At 74.3% G+C, this 17,876-nt stretch carries 17 protein-coding genes and 3 pseudogenes; 9 read left to right on the forward strand and 11 right to left on the reverse strand.

Annotation, left to right across the window (positions count from 1 at the left end; all coding sequences use genetic code 11):
* Positions 1 to 48: 48 nt before the first annotated feature.
* Complete coding sequence (locus tag IGA62_RS22830) at positions 49 to 408, reverse strand: DUF6401 family natural product biosynthesis protein (protein ID WP_145818924.1); 360 nt, start codon at positions 406 to 408, stop codon at positions 49 to 51.
* Positions 409 to 562: 154 nt separating this feature from the next.
* On the opposite strand from IGA62_RS22830, the gene IGA62_RS22835 reads away from it, so the two are divergent.
* On the forward strand, positions 563 to 1,066 hold the full coding sequence (locus IGA62_RS22835) for a hypothetical protein (protein ID WP_232624750.1): 504 nt from the start codon (positions 563 to 565) through the stop codon (positions 1,064 to 1,066).
* 1 nt (position 1,067) lies between these two features.
* On the opposite strand, the gene IGA62_RS22840 is transcribed toward IGA62_RS22835, so the two are convergent.
* Positions 1,068 to 1,286 carry a hypothetical protein gene (locus IGA62_RS22840; protein WP_091462837.1) on the reverse strand — a complete coding sequence of 73 codons (219 nt, stop codon included), beginning with the start codon at positions 1,284 to 1,286 and terminating at the stop codon, positions 1,068 to 1,070.
* A 157-nt stretch (positions 1,287 to 1,443) separates the two neighbouring features.
* Here IGA62_RS22840 and IGA62_RS22845 point away from each other — a divergent pair, with 157 nt between their 5' ends.
* Positions 1,444 to 2,622 carry an MFS transporter gene (locus tag IGA62_RS22845; RefSeq protein ID WP_145818923.1) on the forward strand — a complete coding sequence of 393 codons (1,179 nt, stop codon included), beginning with the start codon at positions 1,444 to 1,446 and terminating at the stop codon, positions 2,620 to 2,622.
* 160 nt (positions 2,623 to 2,782) lie between these two features.
* Here IGA62_RS22845 and IGA62_RS22850 read toward each other — a convergent pair whose 3' ends face one another.
* From IGA62_RS22850 to IGA62_RS22865, 4 genes are all read right to left on the reverse strand, one after another.
* Positions 2,783 to 3,046, reverse strand: a complete 264-nt coding sequence (locus tag IGA62_RS22850) for a hypothetical protein (RefSeq protein WP_145818922.1) — start codon at positions 3,044 to 3,046, stop codon at positions 2,783 to 2,785.
* A gap of 162 nt (positions 3,047 to 3,208) precedes the next feature.
* On the reverse strand, positions 3,209 to 3,670 hold the full coding sequence (locus IGA62_RS22855) for an SRPBCC family protein (RefSeq protein WP_091464112.1): 462 nt from the start codon (positions 3,668 to 3,670) through the stop codon (positions 3,209 to 3,211).
* 56 nt (positions 3,671 to 3,726) lie between these two features.
* Complete coding sequence (locus IGA62_RS22860) at positions 3,727 to 4,143, reverse strand: DUF2795 domain-containing protein (protein ID WP_091462835.1); 417 nt, start codon at positions 4,141 to 4,143, stop codon at positions 3,727 to 3,729.
* 60 nt (positions 4,144 to 4,203) lie between these two features.
* Positions 4,204 to 5,190, reverse strand: a complete 987-nt coding sequence (locus IGA62_RS22865) for a YihY/virulence factor BrkB family protein (protein ID WP_145818921.1) — start codon at positions 5,188 to 5,190, stop codon at positions 4,204 to 4,206.
* A gap of 186 nt (positions 5,191 to 5,376) precedes the next feature.
* On the opposite strand from IGA62_RS22865, the gene IGA62_RS22870 reads away from it, so the two are divergent.
* Positions 5,377 to 5,778 (forward strand): ChaB family protein, encoded by a 402-nt coding sequence (locus tag IGA62_RS22870; RefSeq protein WP_091464108.1) that lies wholly within the window; start codon positions 5,377 to 5,379, stop codon positions 5,776 to 5,778.
* Between the two features lie 33 nt (positions 5,779 to 5,811).
* On the opposite strand, the gene IGA62_RS22875 is transcribed toward IGA62_RS22870, so the two are convergent.
* Entirely contained in the window at positions 5,812 to 7,245 is a 1,434-nt protein-coding gene (locus IGA62_RS22875; RefSeq protein WP_190289302.1) for an aldehyde dehydrogenase family protein, read from the reverse strand.
* A 75-nt stretch (positions 7,246 to 7,320) separates the two neighbouring features.
* Between IGA62_RS22875 and IGA62_RS22880 the strand changes: the two genes are divergently transcribed.
* Positions 7,321 to 8,955, forward strand: a complete 1,635-nt coding sequence (locus tag IGA62_RS22880; RefSeq protein WP_232625126.1) for a phytoene desaturase family protein — start codon at positions 7,321 to 7,323, stop codon at positions 8,953 to 8,955.
* A gap of 188 nt (positions 8,956 to 9,143) precedes the next feature.
* Here IGA62_RS22880 and IGA62_RS22885 read toward each other — a convergent pair.
* The 3 pseudogenes from IGA62_RS22885 to IGA62_RS22895 all read right to left on the reverse strand — a co-directional run.
* Positions 9,144 to 9,902 (reverse strand): annotated as a pseudogene (locus IGA62_RS22885) (polyprenol monophosphomannose synthase); the annotation flags it as partial.
* A 153-nt stretch (positions 9,903 to 10,055) separates the two neighbouring features.
* Positions 10,056 to 10,972: pseudogene (locus IGA62_RS22890) on the reverse strand (SDR family oxidoreductase).
* Positions 10,973 to 11,080: 108 nt separating this feature from the next.
* Positions 11,081 to 11,347, reverse strand: a pseudogene (locus IGA62_RS22895) (transposase).
* Between the two features lie 38 nt (positions 11,348 to 11,385).
* Between IGA62_RS22895 and IGA62_RS22900 the strand changes: the two are divergent.
* Positions 11,386 to 12,606 (forward strand): RNA-guided endonuclease InsQ/TnpB family protein, encoded by a 1,221-nt coding sequence (locus IGA62_RS22900; protein WP_198501101.1) that lies wholly within the window; start codon positions 11,386 to 11,388, stop codon positions 12,604 to 12,606.
* On the opposite strand, the gene IGA62_RS22905 is transcribed toward IGA62_RS22900, so the two are convergent.
* Positions 12,603 to 13,031 (reverse strand): SRPBCC family protein, encoded by a 429-nt coding sequence (locus IGA62_RS22905; RefSeq protein WP_332838451.1) that lies wholly within the window; start codon positions 13,029 to 13,031, stop codon positions 12,603 to 12,605. The genes IGA62_RS22900 and IGA62_RS22905 overlap by 4 nt on opposite strands.
* A 246-nt stretch (positions 13,032 to 13,277) precedes the next feature.
* On the opposite strand from IGA62_RS22905, the gene IGA62_RS22910 reads away from it, so the two are divergent.
* From IGA62_RS22910 to IGA62_RS22925, 4 genes are read left to right on the forward strand one after another with little or no spacing between them, the layout of a single operon-like run.
* Positions 13,278 to 14,993, forward strand: coding sequence for an HAD-IIIA family hydrolase (locus IGA62_RS22910; RefSeq protein WP_145818918.1), 1,716 nt, complete (start codon positions 13,278 to 13,280; stop codon positions 14,991 to 14,993).
* Positions 14,990 to 15,964, forward strand: coding sequence for a glycosyltransferase (locus IGA62_RS22915; protein WP_145818917.1), 975 nt, complete (start codon positions 14,990 to 14,992; stop codon positions 15,962 to 15,964). Before IGA62_RS22910 ends, IGA62_RS22915 begins: the two co-directional genes overlap by 4 nt.
* The gene (locus IGA62_RS22920) at positions 15,949 to 17,166 is read left to right on the forward strand and encodes a glycosyltransferase (RefSeq protein ID WP_145818916.1); all 1,218 of its coding nucleotides are present in this window, start codon (positions 15,949 to 15,951) and stop codon (positions 17,164 to 17,166) included. The genes IGA62_RS22915 and IGA62_RS22920 overlap by 16 nt, the downstream gene beginning before the upstream one ends.
* A complete protein-coding gene (locus tag IGA62_RS22925; protein ID WP_377465359.1) occupies positions 17,166 to 17,867 on the forward strand; it encodes a D-sedoheptulose-7-phosphate isomerase in 702 nt (233 codons plus the stop codon). Before IGA62_RS22920 ends, IGA62_RS22925 begins: the two co-directional genes overlap by 1 nt.
* Positions 17,868 to 17,876: the final 9 nt, after the last annotated feature.

Here is a 17,876-nt window from a genome sequence, read left to right on the forward strand (position 1 = left end):
TGCGTCGGTGCGGCGGGCGTGGCCCGGTCGGGCCGACGTCGGGGTCGGTCAGGCGGGCGTGGAGACCGGCCGGGCCAGCGCGCAGACCGCCAGCAGCCGGGTCAGCACCCAGTCCGGGGCCGACCAGTCGACCGGTCCGGCCGGCGGGGCCCAGCCGTGCTCCTCGGCCGCCGTGCGGACGCCGTCGGCGTATCCGGCCAGGGCGGCCAGGGTGAGCGGCCGCCGGTCGCCGTCGAGGCTGTCCCGGACGGCGGCGGCGTGCTGGTCGACCCGGGCGAGGAGGTCGGGCCGGCGGGCGGCGGCGGCCAATCCCGCGGTGCCGATCGACACGGTCAGGGCGGCGATGGAGGCCCGCGCCACCCCCACCGCCGTGTCGTCGGTCAGACCCCTGGTGAACTGCGCATACATGGAAAGCGAGAGTAATCCCGCCGGGGGCGCCCCGACCTCGTCCGGACGGCGGTGACCGGCTCGACCACCGGGTGGAGTTTGCCCGGACATGCGTGACCTGCCCCACGTCGGGGCACTACCCGGAGGCAGCGTGGACCGGCGAGCGGAGACACGGATGGCCCACCAGGGGAACGAACCGGGCGAGCGGCACCACGGGGACGCGCCGGACGAACGGAACCACGGGGACGCGCCGGACGAACGGCACCGCCGGCCCGCCGGGGTGGACGACGAGACGGTCGCCGCGCTCGGCAAGCTCAGCGAGGCGCTGGAGACCGTCGAGCGGGCACGGGGACACCTCTACTCCCTGCACCAGTTGATCGGCCACGCCGACCTGATGCTCGACGACGCCGTCGAGCGGTTCCGCGCCGCCGGGCACGACCGGATCGCCGACCGGATCGACGAGGAACTGCTGGGGCGCAACGTCATCGCGGGTCGGTGGACGTTCCAGATCGTCGAGGACTTCGACGACGGGTACCACGCCCTCTTCCGGAACCTGGACCGGCAGGCCCGCGACGAGCTGGTGCAGGGCCGGCGGCACCTGTTCGAGGCGGAGATGAAGGAGCACCGCCGAACCCGGGGACGCCCGGGGCACGAGGCCCGCCCGGACGGGACGGGCTGAGTCAGCCCCGGTCCGCGCTGCGCGCGTCGGCCGGACGGCGTCGTCCGGCGTCGTCCGCGATGATCACTGTCGCGACCAGCATCGCGACGCAGAGGCTGAACAGCCACGAGTCGTCGGAGACCAGCGCGGCGGAGACCGGCGCCTGGAGCGCGGCCAGCAGGAAGCCGAGCCAAGCCAGGCGGCGCTGACGATCGGTGAGGAAGCTACTGCCCTGTTGCATCCCGACAGTCTTGCGCGCGATGCCCGGATTGCCCTTCCTCCGATCGGCCGATTCTGGGTGACCTGTCCGGATCCCCGGCCGTGTCTCCGCCGCTTCCCGGAGCCGACGTGGTATCGGCCACTGCCAACGTCGGCCCGATGGGGCAGGATGGCCGGTCGTGCCGACATCCCCCCGGGCCTCCCTGCTCCTGCTCGCGTACCTCGCCTTCGTCAGCCTCGGCCTGCCGGACGGACTGCTCGGGGTCGGCTGGCCCGCGATGCGGGCGGATTTCGGGGTGCCGACCGAGGCGGTCGGCGTGGCACTCACCGCCGGGACGGCCGGCTATCTGACCTCCAGCCTCCTCGCCGGGTTCAGCATCGCCCGGCTCGGGGTCGGCCGGCTGCTGGCCGGGAGCACCCTGCTGGCGAGCCTGGCCCTCACCGGGTACGCCCTCGCGCCCGGCCTGGCCGTCGTGGTGTGCTGCGCGCTGGTGCTCGGCTTCGGCTCCGGGGCGGTCGACTCCGGGCTCAACGCGTACGCCGCCGGTGCCTTCGGACCCCGGCACATGAACTGGCTGCACGCCTTCTTCGGCCTCGGGGTGGCCCTCGGCCCGCTGATCATGACCGGGGCGATCAGCGCCGGACTCTCCTGGCGCTGGGGGTACGGACTCGTCGCCGCCGGTCAGCTCGCTCTGGCCGTGGCGTTCGCGCTCACCGTCCGGGCCTGGCGGGACCGGGGCGCGGTGGCCGGACGGCCGACCCGACCGGTCAGCGTTCCGGTCCGGCAGACCCTGCGGCTGCCGGCGGTCTGGCTGGGCGCGCTCGGCTTCGGCGTCTACGCCGCCATCGAGATCGGTGCCGGACTCTGGGCTTTCCTGCTGCTCACCGAGGGACGCGGGCTCGGCGCGACAGCGGCCGGGATCTGCGTCTCGGGGTACTGGGCCAGCCTCTTCGTGGGCCGGGTCGTCCAAGGTGTGATCGCCGAACGGTTCGGCAGCGGACGGGTGCTCTGGGGAAGCCTGGCGGGCCTCGCCGTCGGAGCCGTCCTGGTGGCGGTTCCCGGCCCGGCCTGGCTGGCCGTGGCCGGTCTCGCGGTGATCGGCTTCGCCGCCGCCCCCGTCTTTCCACTGCTCACCCTCACCACCGCCGACCGGGTCGGCGGGGCGCACGCCGACCGGGCCATCGGGGTGCAGATCGCCGTCGCGGGCCTCTGCGGTGCCCTCGGCCCGGCCGCGATCGGGGTGCTGGTCGGCCGGACGTCGGTCGAGGCGCTCGGACCGGCACTCGTCGTCCTCGCCGTGGCGCTGATCGCCCTGCAACTCGCCGCCACCCGGCGGGCCGCCCGTCTGGCCGCCTGAACCGTTCTGGTTGCAGGGGACCCCTGCTCCTCAAAATGCGGTAGCAGGGGTCCCCTGCAATCACCGCAGGACGGCAGCCACCGCAGGACGGCAGCCACCGTAGGACGGCAGCCACCGCAGGACGGTCGGCGACCGCCTCGGGCCGGCGACCGTCTCCGGATCAGACGTCGGGGCCGGTGCGGCCGGTCGTCGAGGGCCGGTACGCCCGCTGCCCGTCCGTCGCCTGCCGCTCGTGGTCGCCCTCGTGGGCGGTGCGTCCGTCCGCCGGGATCGGCCCGTGCCCGAAGGCGGACTCGTACCCCGCGTCGTTGCCGGTCATGTCGTCGGCCTGCCCGTCGACCGGGGAGGTCGCCACCGCCTTGTCCAGTTCGCTGAGCGGGAGCCGTTGTTCGTCACGCCACGCGGCGCCGTCGTTGTCGGTCATGGGTTCGCCGTACCCCCGGCCCGGGTCGACAAACCGGACCGACGGTGCCCCGGGACGACGACGTCGACCGGGGCGCGGACACTCGCGACGACGTCGACCGGGGCGCGGACACGAGGCGACGGCCGCCGGGCGGGGCCGGCGGCCGTCGGGACGCGGTACGGGTCAGGGCTGGGGCCGGTCGACCTTGCCCCGCCAGGCGCCGGTCTCCTGACCGCGCCGTTCGATGAACGACTTGAACCGCTCCAGGTCGCCCTTGGCTCGGCGGTCGACGATGCCGAGCTTGTCGCCGGCCTTCTCGACCACGCCGTGCGGCTCGAACTCCAGCTGGAGCGTGACCCGGGTGTGCCTCTCGTCGAGGCGGTGGAAGGTCACCACGCCGGCGTGCTCCGTACCGCCGGTCGAGTTCCAGGCCACCCGCTCGTCCGGGAGCTGCTCGGTGATCTGCGCGTCGAACTCACGCTTCACGCCGGCGATCTCCACGGTCCAGTGGGTCATCGTGTCGGAGAGCTGCCGGACCTCCTGCACGCCCTCCATGAACTGGGGGAATTCCTCGAACTGGGTCCACTGGTCGTACGCGGTCCGGATCGGGACGTCCACGTCCACGTGCTCCATAACGCCACTCATCAGGGCATCCTCCTCATCTGCCAGGGCCGGTACGGGTCGGGGGTTGACCCGACCGTTCACCAGCGCTGCGTCTCGTTCTTGTGGCCCAGTGCCGCCCAGACCTCGGAGACCGTCCGGTACCGGGTGCCGGCCGGCAGCCGTTCCAGGGCGGCGATCACGTCGTCGGGCGCCTCGTTCTCCCGGGCGCTGCCCAGCAACGTCTCCCGGTCACCGGGTAGCGCCGACAGGCCGATGAACCGGCCGAGCCGGCTGCGCTGCTCCACGTCCGTGGAGCTCATCCCCTGCGGCGCGCCGGTGCGCAACTCGCCCGCCGGCGCGGTGGTCGCGCCCGGCTGGTCCTCACCGGCCGGCTCCGCCTCGCGGAACTCGTCGACCCGGGAGCCACCGACCCCCGGACCCTGCACCAGGCCACTGACCTCCTGGCTCATCTGGTCGTCGAGCCGGGGTCCGTGCTTGTTGCTGCCTCGTTCCATGCTTACTGCGCTACCCGGGCGGGACGGGGATAAACCGCGTACCGCAGCGGGACGGCGTGGTCAGGACTCGGCGGCGCGCTTGGGGGTGAGGACCGGTTCCCCGGGCTCCGGGACCCCGGCCTGGATCATGCGGCCACGTTGGAGTTCGGCGTTGATCTGCACTCCGAACATCAGAGCGCAGTTCGACAGGTAGAGCCACACCAGGAACGCGATGATCGCGCCCAGGCTGCCGTACGTGACGTCGTACGAGCCGAAGTTGGCCACGTACAGGCCGAAGCCGAAGGAGACGAGGATCCAGGCCAGCAGGGCCACCGCGCCACCCACGGTGAGCCAGCGGAACCGGGGCTGCCGCACGTTCGGGGCGATCCAGAACAGCAGCGACAGCAGCACCATCAGCACCGTGGCGAGCACCGGCCACTTCGCCACGCTCCACGCGGTACGCGGCGCGTCGCCCAGGTCGAGCAGGTCGCCGACGGCCTCGGCCACCGGGCCGCTGACGATCAACCCGGTCGCCACCACCGCCAGCAGCACCAGGGAGACCGCGGCCAGTCCGATCTGCATCGGACGCAGCCGGTAGAACGGCCGGCCCTCCTCGACGCCGTAGATCGCGTTGGAGGCGCGGGTGAACGCGCCGATGAAGCCCGAGGCCGACCAGAGCGCGCCGAGCAGACCGAAGCTGAGCAGCGCCTTCACCCCGCTCCGCTGGTCCACCACCCCCTCGATCACCCCGACCACGTTCTCGTTGGCCACCACCGAGCCGGCGCCCACGTCGCGGGCCAGGCCGAGCAGCGTGTCCACGGTCCGGTCGCCCTCGGAGACCAGCCCGACCAGGGCCACCACCACCACGATCGAGGGGAAGAGGGCGAGCACGCCGTAGTAGGTCAGCGCCGCGGCCCAGTCCGCGCAGTTGTCCTTGACGAAGTTCTGCCCGCTGCGGACCAGCACGCCGCGCCAGGTCGGCCAGCTCAACTGCCGCAGCCCCCGGGGGATCCGCACCTCGCGTCCTCCGCCGGCCGGTGCGGTCGGCTCCGTCGTCGTCGCTGCCATGACCGCTCCCCGCCCTCGCCGCCGTGACCCGGGGGCGTCCGTCGCGCCGGGTCGCGCGGTCGGTCCGGTCCGGGCCGGAACCCGGCGGTACCCGGGGCGCGAGTTCGACAAACCCGGATGCGCCGTTTGCCGCTGCCGGGACCGGGAACGGTCAACCCGGAAGCACCCGACGCGGAGGAGGACGACATGCCAGGGCGTGAGGTACTGCCCAGCACCGTCCGGCGCTCACCTGAGAAGGCGCAACGGACCTGGGCGAAGACGCACGACTCGGCGGTCGAGACGTATGGCGAGGGGGAGCGGGCGCACCGCACCGCCTTCGCCGCGCTCAAGCACGAGTTCGAGAAGGTCGGCGATCACTGGGAGCCGAAGGGCCGCAAGGGGCCCAGCGACCGGCAGGCCGCCGGGGGCGGGCCGGCCCGGCGGGCACCCACCGCCGCCGGAGTGGACGCGAACGCCACCAAGGACCACCTGATGCAGGTCGCCCGCAAGCTGGACGTCCGGGGCAGGTCCCGGATGACCAAGCCGGAACTGGTCGACGCGATCCGCAAGGCCAACGACCGGCAGACCCGCAGGGCGCGTGGGGACTGACCGACCCCGCCCGGGTGGCGGGTGCCGGCTCGCTCACCAGTGTCCGCCGCCCGGAGCGCTCAGGTGCACGACCTTCGTGGTGGTGAACTCGTCGAGCAGTTCCGGGCCGTACCCGAAGCCCTGGCCACTGCCCCGACGCGGCTGCGCGGCACCGCCCGGCGCGCCGCCGAACACCGCGTTGACCTTGACCGTGCCGACCGGCAGCTCGCGCCACGCCCGCTGGGCGTGCGCCATCGAGGCGGTGAGCACCGTGGCGGCCAGCCCGTACGGTGAGCACGCCGCCCGCCCCAGCGCCTCGGTGAACGAGTCCACCACGAGCACCGGCGCGACCGGGCCGAAGGTCTCCTCGCGGACCAGCGCCATCCGGTCGGTGCAGTCGGTGACCACGGTCGGCGGGTAGAAGGCCCCCGGTCCGGCCGGCACCGCCCCGCCGGTCAGGACGCGGGCACCCTCGGCCACCGCCGCCAGCACCTGGCCGTGCACGTGGTCCCGGTGCCGCCGGTCCACCAACGGACCGATCTCGGTCTCCCCGTCCTGTCCCGGGCCGATCCGCATCGCGCGGGCCAGGTCGACAAGCGCCGGGACGACGTCGCCGGCCACCTCCCGGTGCACGTAGATCCGTTCCACCGCCACGCAGAGCTGCCCGGCGTTGGCGAACGCGCCCATCGCCGCCTGCCCGGCGGCCCAGACCGGGTCGACCCCGGCGTCGACGATCAGCGGATCGCTGCCCCCGTTCTCCAGCAGGGCCTTGGCGCCGGTGCGGGCGCAGGCGGAGGCGATCGCCCGGCCGGTCGCGGTGGAGCCCACGTGCGCCACCACGTCGACCTCCTGGGCGGCCAGCGCCGCGCCGACCCGCGCGTCGCCGGTCAGCAGGGACAGCACCCCGGCCGGGAGTTCACCGTCGAGCGCCCGGGCCAGCAGCCAGCCGGTGGCCGGGGTGCGCTCGCTGGGCTTGAACACCACCACGTTGCCGGTGACCAGGGCCGCGCCGAGCAGCCCGCAGGCCACCGCCACCGGGTCGTTCCACGGGGTGATCACGGCGACCACGCCGCGTGGCTCCGGTGCCATGAAGTCGACCGCGTCCCGCCCGCCGTGCAGGGTCCGGCCGCCCCGGAGCGGCCCCAGTTCGGCGTACTGGCGCAGGGTGCCGACCCCCGCCGCCACGCCACCCCGGGCGTCGAGCAGGGGCTTGCCCATCTCCGCGGTGGTCGCCTGCGCCAGCTCCTCGGCGACCGCCTCGACGGCGTCGGCCGCCCGGCGCAGGGCTGCCGCCCGCTCCGCCGGGTCCGTCGCCGCCCACGTCGCCGCCACGCCCCGGGCCGCGCCGACCGCCTTGGCCACCTCGTCCTCGGTGGCCGTCGGTACGGTGCTGACGTCGGTGCCGTCCGCCGGATCGGTCACGACGAACTCGCCGCCCGCGCCGCCCGCGCCCCACACGCCTCCGATGAGCTGTTCCACCCGCCACATGGCGCGCTGCATGCCCCCAGTCGGGCCGGGCAAACGCGTTTCACCCGGTTGCCCGGGGGGTAGCGGGACCGGATGATGTCCCCCATGCCGTCCAGCGGGTACGCGGAGACCGGGTCCGGCGCGGAGAGCGCGGACGCCGTGGTGATCGGTGCCGGGCACAACGGACTGGTCGCCGCGAACCTGCTCGCCGACGCCGGCTGGGACGTCCTGGTACTGGAGGCGACCGGCGCGCCCGGCGGCGCGGTCCGCTCGGCGGAGGTCACCGCCCCCGGCTACCTCAGCGACCTCTACAGCTCGTTCTACCCCCTCGGGTACGCCTCGCCGGTGCTGCGTCAGCTCGCGCTCGACGAACACGGGCTCGCCTGGGGGCATGCGCCGGACGTGCTGGCGCACCTGCTGCCCGACGGGCGGGCGGCGGTGCTCAACCGCGATCCGCAGCGCACCGCCGCGTCGATGGAGGCGTTCGCCCCCGGCGACGGGAAACGCTGGCTGGAGTCGTACGAGGACTGGCGGAAGATCTCCCGGCCGCTGGTGGACGCCCTGTTCACCCCGTTCCCGCCGGTGCGCAACGGGCTGGAACTGCTCGCCCGGCTGCGTACCGCCGGGGCGTTGCGCCTGGCCCGACGGCTGGTCCTGCCGGTCCGTCAGCTCGGTGCGGAACTCTTCGACGGCGAGGGTGCCCCGGCGCTGCTGGCCAGCTGTGCCCTGCACACCGATCTCTCTCCGGAGGACGCCGGCTCCGGCATCTACGGCTGGCTGCTGGCCATGCTCGGCCAGGAGGTCGGCTGGCCGGTGCCGGTGGGCGGCGCGCAGCGGATCACCGACGCGCTGGTGGCCCGGCTGCGCGCGCGGGGCGGCCGGATCAGCTACGACGCGCACGTCGACCGGGTGCTGGTCGCCCGGGGGCGGGCGATGGGCGTCCGGACGGTCGGCGGCCGGACCTGGCGGGCCAGGCGGGCGGTGCTCGCCGACGTGCCCGCCCCCGCGCTCTACCTCGACCTGGTCGGCGCGGCCCGGCTGCCGTCCCGCCTCGTCGAGGACCTGGCCCACTTCCGCTGGGACGGCTCCACGGTCAAGGTCGACTGGGCGCTGGACGGCCCGGTGCCGTGGACCAACCCGGAGGTGGCCGGGGCGGGGACGGTGCACCTGGCCACCGACCTCAACGGCCTGACCCGGTACGCGGCGACGCTGGCCTGCGGAGAGGTCCCGGAGGACCCGTTCCTGCTGGCGGGGCAGATGACCACCACCGACCCGAGCCGCTCCCCGGCCGGCACCGAGTCACTCTGGGCGTACACCCACCTGCCCTTCCGGCGGGACTGGCGGGCCGAGGACGTGGCCGGGCACGTGGAGCGGATGGAGGCGGTGCTGGAGCGGCACGCGCCCGGCTTCCGCGCCCGGATCCGGGGCCGGTTCGTGGCCGGACCGGCGGATCTCGAGGAGCGCAACCCGAGCCTCGTCGGCGGTGCGGTCGGCGGCGGTACGGCCGCCGCGTACCAGCAGCTCTTCCTGCGTCCGGTGCCCGGGCTGGGCCGCCCGGACACCCCGATCGACCGGCTCTACCTGGCGAGCGCGTCGGCGAACCCGGGTGGTGGTGTGCACGGCGCCCCCGGGGCGAACGCGGCGCGGGCCGCGCTGGTGCGGAACCGGGCGCTGACCGGGGGCCTCTACGCCCGGGTCGTCGGCGCGGCGAACCGCGCCGTCTACCGCTGAGTCGCCTACCGCGCCGCCTGCGGTTCGTCGTCCGTGTCGGTCGTCCCGAGGGCGGCCCGGGGCTCGTCGTCGGTCCCGGCCGGTGCGGGCGCGGCCGTCGGGTTGCCGTCGTCGTCCGCCTGCTCCGGCTTACGCGGTGCCACCACCTCGACCGGTGCCGCCTCCAGCGCCCGTGGGGTCGCATTGCCGATGTCCCGGTGTCGGCTACGGAGCTTGAACGGCATCAGCGCGCTCTCGATCTTGGTGGCGGTGGTCATCTTCGACACGCCGTCGCGTCGCTCCTCGAAGCGGATCGGCACCTCCAGGATGGTGTGTCCGAGCTTCGTCGCCAGGTAGTGCATCTCGACCTGGAAGCTGTAGCCGTTGGACTGCACCCGGTCGAGGCCGATGTCGCGCAGCGCGTCGGCCTGCCAGATCTTGAAGCCGGCGGTCAGGTCGCGGATCCGGACCCGCAGCAGGGTGTGCACGTAGAGGTTGGCCCACCCGCTGAGCGCGCGACGGTAGAGCGGCCATGCCTCGTCCAGCTCGCCGCCGGGCACGTACCGGGATCCGATCACCACGCCGGCTCCGGTGGAGAGCAGCGCGCCGAGCATGCCGGGCAGCGCCTCCGGCGGGTGCGACAGGTCGGCGTCCATCTGGGCGACGTAGTCGGCGCCGCCGTCCAGCGCCCGGCTCATGCCGTCCACGTAGGCCCGGCCGAGCCCCTCCTTGCCCGCGCGGTGCACGACCTCGATCCGGCCGGGGTGTTCGATGGCGAGCTTGTCGGCGACCTCACCGGTGCCGTCGGGGGAGTTGTCGTCGGCGACGAGCACCCGCAGCCCGGGCAGCGGAAGGGCGAGAAGCCGCTCCACCAGCACCGGGAGATTCCCCGCCTCGTTGTAGGTCGGCACCACGACCGTCAGGCGCGCGTCCCGCCACGGCGAGGGTAACTGTACGGGTTCGATCATGACGAGCATCCTCAGTTTGCCGGCAAGTGTCCCTGAAAGGGTAGCCATCCGACCGCGTCCCGCTGTCAGGGCTCCCCGATGGGCCTTCGGGCGCTTCGCCACGGCCGCCCCGGAGCGCCACCGTACGCCGTCGCCCCGGCCGTCACCAGCGGCTCAACGGTGCCGGCGGGCCAGCCCACCCAGGGTGAGCGCGAGGACGCCGAGCCCGGCGGCGGTGACCGCCGGTTTGTGCGTGCCGACCCAGAGCGCCGCCGAGCGGCCCCGCGCCCGGTCGGTGAAGACCCCCTCGGCACCCCGGTCACGGTCCGCGTCGCCCGGCTGGTCCAGGTTGTCCCGCCAGGCGGCCGGGTCGATGGGTGTGTCGGTCTGCTGGCTGTCGTAGCCGTCCCGGGCGAGCTTGCGGTCGAGCAGACCGGGGAAGAGCGTGTCGCCCAGCCGTGCCTTCCAGGTCGGGCCGCCCACGTTCAGCTCGTGGGGCCCCCGGTCGGCGGCCCAGACGATCGCCCGCGCGGCCACCTCCGGGGCGAAGATCGGCGGCACCGGCTGCGGATGCCGGGGCAGTCGGGTCCGCACCCAGGAGAACTGCGGGGTGTTCACCGCCGGAAGCTGCACCATCGACAGCTTCACCCCCGGGCAGTCGTGCAGCAGCTCCGCCCGGAGCGAGTCGTTGAAGCCCTGGATCGCGTGCTTGCTGGCGCAGTACGCCGACTGCAACGGGATGCCCCGGTAGGCCAGCGCCGAGCCGACCTGCACGATGGCACCCCGCCCGTGGGCGCGCATGTGGCGCAGCGCGGCCAGGGTGCCGTGCCGGCGTTGTTGATCCACACGTCGAGCGCACCCCAGCGGTGCGCCACCTCGTCGGCGGCCCGGTGCACCGCGCCGGCGTCGGCGACGTCGAGCTGGTGGGTGACCACCTCCGCCGCGCCCCGCTCCCGGCAGTCACCGGCGGCGGCCAGGCCGGCCGCGCCCCGGGCGATCAGCGCCAGCCGGGCGCCCCGCGCGGCGTAGTGGCGGGCCACCGCCCGGCCGACCCCGGCACTGGCTCCGGTGATCACTACGGTCTGCGTCATCGGGTGTCTTCCGTGGAAGCCCCCGGCTTTAGCCGTGGGGAGGAAACGGATCTCCTGCGGAGCAGGTCAGGGATAGCCCATTCGCCGCCAAGGCGGATGGGCGTCTGGTCACACGTTGCGTTGGTTCTCGACATACCTCTTGATCACCTCCACAGTGGCGCCGCCGGTCGTGGCGACGAAGTACGAGTTGGTCCAAGGGTCGGCATCCGGGACTTGAGGTGCGGGAGCTCCTGGCGCAGCAGACGGGAGGATCGACCCTTGATCTGCTTGACCAGGCACCTCGCCGCCGATGACCTTGCGCCGGTACTTCGGGCACCAGACGACGTGGTAGTGGCAGCGGTACACGACGTTGTTGTTCGACCTGACCTCGTCCATCCCGAGACTATATAGCTTCGTGGTGTATAGTGTTCGGCGTGGACGAGACAGTGCGTTACACCTATCGCCTGCGGCCCGGCCGCATCGCGCAGGCCGCACTGCTCGACGAGTGGGGCCGGTGCCGGTGGTTGTGGAACGAAGCTGTGCACCAGCAGAAGACCGGCCGTAAGCCGACGTTCGGGAAGCTGTCGAAGCTGCTGACCGAGGCCCGCAGCCGTCATGCCTGGCTGCGCGAGGGATCGCAGGTCGCACAGCAGCAGACACTGCGCACCTATGGTGCCGCCCTGGACCACTCGTTCAAGGTCAAGGGCCGGGGCCGACCGAAGGTCAAGCGACTCAAGGACTCGCTGCCGACCCTGGAGTACACCACCCGCGGCTTCCGGATCAAAGACGGCCGGCTGTGCCTGCCGGGCACGGTGACCGTTCCGGTCGTCTGGTCGCGGGAACTGCCGTCCGAGCCGACCAGCGTGCGCGTCTACCAGGACACCCTCGGCCACTGGTACGCCTCGTTCGTGGTCCGCCGTGAGATCACCACCGCACCCGAGTCGGACTCGCCGGGTATCGGCGTCGACTGGGGCGTCAAGACCACCGCCGCCACGACCGACCCGGCGTTCGACCTGCCGCACCTCGGCCATCGCCGCCGGTGCGCCGCCGAGATGGCCAAGGCCCAGCGCGAGATGGCCCGCCGCCGTCGTCCCAAGGGACACGCCCCGTCGAAGGGCTACCAGACCGCAAAGCGGCAGGCCGCCCGGGTCGCGAAGAAGGCCGCCCGACAGAACACCCACGACGCCCGCGTCTGGGCCAAGAACGTCACTGACCACCACGCGCTGATCGCGGTCGAGGACTTCAAGCCGAAACTCCTCGCCCGCACCACGATGGCCCGCAAAGCGGCCGACGCGGCGATCGGCGCATGTAAGAAAGAACTGATCGAGCGTGGTACGCGGGCGGGCCGCAAGGTGGTGCTGGTACCGCCCGCCTACACCACGATGACCTGCTCCGAGTGCGGTGAGAGAGCCAATCTTCGCCTCGGACTGGGTATCCGTACCTTCGAGTGCGCGGCATGCGGCTATACCGCATGCCGCGACCGAAACGCCGCGAGGACGATCCTCGCCACGGCCGAACGCGACCGTGCCAGTGCCGACGACGTAAGACATCTGATCGCCTCCTTCCGGGACGGTGGATCAGGTGCGGTCCGAGCTGGGAATCCAGGGCCTGGCCCCGGAGGAAAATCCCCCGGATCTATCCGTGGGGATCGTTAACGGTCGCACTTCTGTCGGGTGGCGATGTCCGCCAGCCGGTTGAGCGTCTCCTTGTTGCGCTGCTTGAGCACGAGGTCGTTGACCTTGTTGCGGACCCAGCGCAGCGGGCCGGCGGTGAAGTCCTCGGCGAGCCGCACCCGGGTGGCGTCCGGGCCGACCGGCTCGAGGGTGAAGACCACGGTCGCCTCGCCGGCCGGCCAGAGCCCGGCCAGGATGACCAGCCGCCGTGGCGGTTCGCAGACCAGCACGGTGGAGGTGTCGGTGAGGGAGAACGGCCACGGCCCCGCCCGGTGGTGAAGCCGGGTGCCGACGGCCGGCCAGCCGTCGTCGACGTCCCGCATGTGCGTCGTACCGACCACCCAGTCGCTGTACGTCCACCCGTCGGCGAGCACGTCGAAGACCTGCCCCGGGGGCGCCCCGATCACTTTCTCCACAATCGCCACTGGGCTCCCATACCCCGGCCAGGTGGCGGGCTAACCGGTTAGCTTCTCCGGGGCGCCGGGTAAGGGCGGGACCGGGCTCGGGTAAGGGCGGACGGCGGGCCGGACCGGGCTCGGGTGGGGGCGGACGGCGGGCCGGGCTGGCGCGGGACGACGGGACGGTCGCGCCGCGGCCGACGCGTACGCCCCGGAGCCAGGTTTACGCCCCCGGCGGTCGGGAACCCGCCCGCCGTGCGAGGCGGCCACGAGCGGTATCAGCGCAGGTCGACCGGGGGAAACGCCGGTTCCGACCCGCTGCCCGGCGGGCACCCGGCACTGTACGACGCCGTCCTGTTCGACCGGGACGGGACCCTGATCGAGGACGTGCCGTACAACGGCGACCCGGACAAGGTCCGCCCGGTGCCGGGCGCGCGGGCGGCGCTGGACCGGCTGCGCGCGGTCGGGCTGCGCCTGGGCGTGGTGACCAACCAGTCGGGGCTGGCCCGGGGCCTGTTCACCGAGACCGACATGCGGCGGGTGCACGCCCGGGTGGAGGAACTGCTCGGCCCGTTCGACACCTGGCAGGTGTGCCCGCACGACGACGGTGCCGGCTGTGGCTGCCGCAAGCCCGCGCCGGGTCTCGTCCGGGCGGCGGCGCGGCAGCTCGACACGTCCCCGGGGCGGTGCGTGGTGGTGGGGGACATCGGCCGCGACATGGCCGCCGCCCTGGCCGCCGGGGCGACCGGGGTGCTGGTGCCGACCCCGGTCACCCGGGCGGAGGAGGTGGCCGCCGCGCCGTCGGTGGCGCGGGACCTGCCGGCGGCGGTGACGGAGATCCTGCGCCGGCGGGCCGCGGTGGTGCCCGCCGCGCCCCGGCGGGCCGGCACGGTGCTGGTGGCCCGGACCGACTCGGCCGGCGACGTGCTGGTCACCGGTCCGGCGATCCGGGCGGTGGCGGCGGGAGCGCGCCGGGTCGTGCTGCTCTGCGGACCCCGGGGCCGGGCCGCCGCCGACCTGCTGCCCGGCGTGGACGAGGTCGTCGAGTGGCCGTTGCCGTGGATCGACCCGGACCCCGGTCCCGTGGACCGGGAACGGATGGACGCGCTGCTGGCCCGGCTCGTCGGCGTGGGCGCGGACGAGGCGGTGGTCTTCACCTCGTTCCACCAGTCGCCGCTGCCGTTGGCCCTGCTGCTGCGGATGGCCGGGGTACGGCGGATCAGCGCGGTCAGCGAGGACTACCCGGGCTCGCTGCTGGACGTCCGGCACCGGGTGCCGGCGGGGGTACCGGAGCCGGAACGGGCCCTCTCCCTGGCCGCCGCGGCCGGCTTCGCCCTGCCCCCGGGGGACGAACCGGTCCTGCGGCTGCGTCCGGAGGCGCTGCCACCACCACCCGGGCCGCCCGGCTACGTGGTGGTGCACCCCGGTGCCTCGGTGCCCGCCCGGGCCTGCCCGCCCGGGGTGCACGCCGACATGGTCGCCGCGCTGACCGCCGCCGGCCACCGCGTGGTGGTCACCGGGGGGCCGGACCAGACCGGACTGACCGCCCGGGTGGCCGCCGCCGGTGGCGTGGACCTCGGCGGCCGGACCCGCCTGGCCGACCTCGCCGCCGTGATCGCCGCCGCCGGTGCCGTGGTGGTCGGCAACACCGGTCCCGCGCACCTCGCCGCCGCGCTCGGCGTACCGGTGGTGAGCCTGTTCGCGCCGACCGTGCCGTTCGGGCAGTGGGGCCCCTACCGGGTGCCCACCGTCCGTCTCGGCGACGCCGCCGCGCCCTGCCGGGACAGCCGCGCCGCGCAGTGCCCGGTGCCCGGTCACCCCTGCCTGGCCGGTGTCGACCCGGCCGAGGTGGTCGACGCGGTACGCCTGCTCGGCGTCACCGCCGGCAACGGCGCGGGCGGCGTGGCTGGCGCGGGCGGCGTGGCCGGCGGTCCGGGGGCCGGCGCCGGCTCCGGGGGAGGTGGCCGGTGAACGTCCTGCTCTGGCACGTGCACGGTTCCTGGACCACGTCCTTCGTCCACGGCAAGCACCGCTACCTGGTGCCGGTCACCCCGGACCGGGGCCCGTACGGGCGTGGCCGGGCCCGCACCTATCCCTGGCCGGACAGCGCGGTCGAGGTGGAACCGGCGGCGCTGCGCCGGGCCGAGGTCGACGTGGTCGTGCTCCAACGGCCCGAGGAGTTCGACCTGGCCTGCGAGTGGCTGGGCCGCCGGGTCGGCCGGGACGTCCCTGCCATCTACGTCGAGCACAACACCCCCAAGGGCGACGTGCCGAACACCCGGCACCCGGTGGCCGACCGGGACGACCTGCTGGTCGCCCACGTCACGCACTTCAACGACCTGTTCTGGGACACCGGCGGCACCCGCACCACCGTCGTCGAGCACGGCGTGGTGCCGCCCCGCGTGGCGTACACCGGTGAGCTGGACCGGTTGGCCGTGGTGGTCAACGAGCCGGTCCGGCGCTGGCGGGTCACCGGCACGGACCTGCTGCCCCGGTTCGCCGAGATCGCCCCGCTGGACGTCTTCGGCATGGGGGTGGCCGGGCTGGCCGACCGGCTGGGCCTGCCGCCGGACCGGGTGACCGGCCACGACGACGTGCCGCAGGACCGGATGCACGCCGAACTCGCGCGACGCCGGGCGTACCTGCACCTGTGCCGGTGGACCTCGCTCGGGCTGAGCCTGATCGAGGCGATGGCGATCGGCATGCCGGTGGTCGCCCTGGCCACCACCGAGGCGGTGGTGGCCGTACCGCCCGACGCGGGCGTGCTCTCCACCCGGATCGACACCCTGCTGGAGGCCGCCCACCGGTTCGTGGCCGATCCCGTGACCGCCCGTCGGGTGGGCGCCGAGGCCCGCGCGGCGGCCGGAGCCCGGTACGGCCTGGAGCGATTCCTCGCCGACTGGGACCGGTTGCTGGAGGAGGAAGCATGCGCATCGCGATGATCTCGGAGCACGCCAGTCCGCTCGCCGTGCTCGGCGGGGAGGACGCCGGTGGGCAGAACACCCACGTCGCGGAGTTGGCCGCCGCGCTCGCCGCCGCCGGCCACGACGTGCGCGTCTACACCCGCCGGGACTCCGTCGCGCTGCCGGTGTCGGTGCGGACCGCGGACGGCTACGAGGTGGTGCACGTCCCCGCCGGCCCGCCCGAGCCGGTCGGCAAGGACACCCTGCTGCCGTACATGGAGCCGTTCGCCACCTGGTTGGCGCAGCAGTGGGGCTCCGGGGAGTGGACGCCCGAGGTGGCGCACGCGCACTTCTGGATGAGCGGACTGGCCGCGCTGAACGCCGGCCGGCGCACCGGGATTCCGGTGGTGCAGACCTACCACGCGCTCGGCACGGTGAAGCGACGCCACCAGGGGATCCAGGACACCAGCCCGGCCGGGCGGGTGGACTACGAACGGATCCTGGGCGTGGCCGTGGACCGGGTCGTCGCGCAGAGCCGCGACGAGGTCCGCGAGTTGGTCGCGATGGGCGTGCCCCGCTCCCGGATGACGGTGGTCCCCTCCGGGGTCAACCTGCGCGCCTTCACCCCGGTGGGCCCGGTCGCCGAGCGGGTCGACGGGCTGGCCCGGGTGCTCACCGTGGGGCGACTGGTCGAGCGGAAGGGCTTCGGGGAGGTGATCCGGGCGATGCGCGCCGTACCGGACGCCGAGTGCGTGGTGGTGGGCGGCCCGCCGGCCGGCGCGATCGACGACGACCCGCAGGCCCGCCGGCTGTGGGCGCTCGCCGCGGCCTGCGGGGTCGGCGACCGGGTCCGTCTCGTCGGCGCGGTCCCCCGCGAGGAGATGGGCCGCTGGTACCGCTCCGCCGACGTGCTCGTCGCCGCGCCCTGGTACGAGCCGTTCGGTCTCACTCCGCTGGAGGGCATGGCCTGTGGGGTGCCGGTGGTCGGCACCGCCGTCGGCGGGATCGTGGACACCGTGGTCGACGGGCTCACCGGCGACCTGGTGCCGCCCCGTGACCCGGTCGCGCTCGGTGACGCCGTCCGCCGGCTGCTCGCCGACCGCGAGCGGCGGTTCGCCTACGCCACCGCCGCCCTCGACCGGGCCCGGCACCGGTACTCCTGGTCCCGTACCGCCGCGCGGCTGGCCGAGGTCTACGCGGCGGTGACGGCGGCGCGTCGGCCGACCCGAGTGGTCGCCTGATGGCGGCGTCCACGGTGCTGGAGGCGCACCTGGCCGACCTGGCCGTGGCCCTGCGGGAGTACCGCCGCTCGGCGGCGCGGCTCGCCGACTGGGGGGACGTCCTGGCCCGCACCCTGACCGCCGGTGGCCGGCTGCTGGTCGCCGGCAACGGGGGCAGCGCAGCCGAGGCCCAGCACCTCACCGCCGAACTCGTCGGCAAGCTGCGCCACGACCGGCAGCCACTCTCCGCCATCGCGCTGCACGCCGAGACCAGCGCGCTCACCGCGATCGGCAACGACTACGGCTACGACCAGGTCTTCGCCCGCCAGGTCCGCGCCCACGGGCGGCCGGACGACATCCTCCTGCTGCTGTCCACCAGCGGCACCAGCGGCAACCTGCTCGCCGCCGCCCGCGCCGGACGGGAGGCCGGGCTGCGCTGCTGGGCGATGACCGGAGCGGCGCCCAACCCCCTCGTCGACGCCTGCCACGACGCGCTGGCCGTCGCCGCCCCGGACAGCCAGATCGTGCAGGAGCTGCACCTGGTCTCGGTGCACGTGCTCTGCGAGCACGTCGACCGGGCGCTGCCGCTGCCGGTGGGTGCGGTCACCGGCGGGGAACCCCAGCCGGTCGCGGCGACCCGCGCCGCCCCGCGTACCGGGGTGGAGGTCGTGCTCGACGACGGTGCCGCACCGGGGGCCGGGGGACGAGGGGGTACGGCGTGACCGGACCGG

This window comes from Micromonospora sagamiensis, from assembly GCF_014680085.1.
GTDB lineage: Bacteria > Actinomycetota > Actinomycetes > Mycobacteriales > Micromonosporaceae > Micromonospora > Micromonospora inyonensis.

Bases quoted from the DNA above. Each gene is read 5' to 3' on its own strand.
- IGA62_RS22865 (WP_145818921.1), bottom strand. From the start codon at position 5,190: ATGGCAGCGACGACGACGGAGCCGACCGCACCGGCCGGCGGAGGACGC.
- IGA62_RS22875 (WP_190289302.1), bottom strand. From the start codon at position 7,245: ATGTGGCGGGTGGAACAGCTCATCGGAGGCGTGTGGGGCGCGGGCGGC.
- IGA62_RS22835 (WP_232624750.1), top strand. From the start codon at position 563: ATGGCCCACCAGGGGAACGAACCGGGCGAGCGGCACCACGGGGACGCG.
- IGA62_RS22870 (WP_091464108.1), top strand. From the start codon at position 5,377: ATGCCAGGGCGTGAGGTACTGCCCAGCACCGTCCGGCGCTCACCTGAG.
- IGA62_RS22840 (WP_091462837.1), bottom strand. From the start codon at position 1,286: ATGCAACAGGGCAGTAGCTTCCTCACCGATCGTCAGCGCCGCCTGGCT.
- IGA62_RS22880 (WP_232625126.1), top strand. From the start codon at position 7,321: ATGTCCCCCATGCCGTCCAGCGGGTACGCGGAGACCGGGTCCGGCGCG.
- IGA62_RS22925 (WP_377465359.1), top strand. From the start codon at position 17,166: ATGGCGGCGTCCACGGTGCTGGAGGCGCACCTGGCCGACCTGGCCGTG.
- IGA62_RS22830 (WP_145818924.1), bottom strand. From the start codon at position 408: ATGTATGCGCAGTTCACCAGGGGTCTGACCGACGACACGGCGGTGGGG.
- IGA62_RS22860 (WP_091462835.1), bottom strand. From the start codon at position 4,143: ATGGAACGAGGCAGCAACAAGCACGGACCCCGGCTCGACGACCAGATG.
- IGA62_RS22920 (WP_145818916.1), top strand. From the start codon at position 15,949: ATGCGCATCGCGATGATCTCGGAGCACGCCAGTCCGCTCGCCGTGCTC.
- IGA62_RS22855 (WP_091464112.1), bottom strand. From the start codon at position 3,670: ATGAGTGGCGTTATGGAGCACGTGGACGTGGACGTCCCGATCCGGACC.
- IGA62_RS22850 (WP_145818922.1), bottom strand. From the start codon at position 3,046: ATGACCGACAACGACGGCGCCGCGTGGCGTGACGAACAACGGCTCCCG.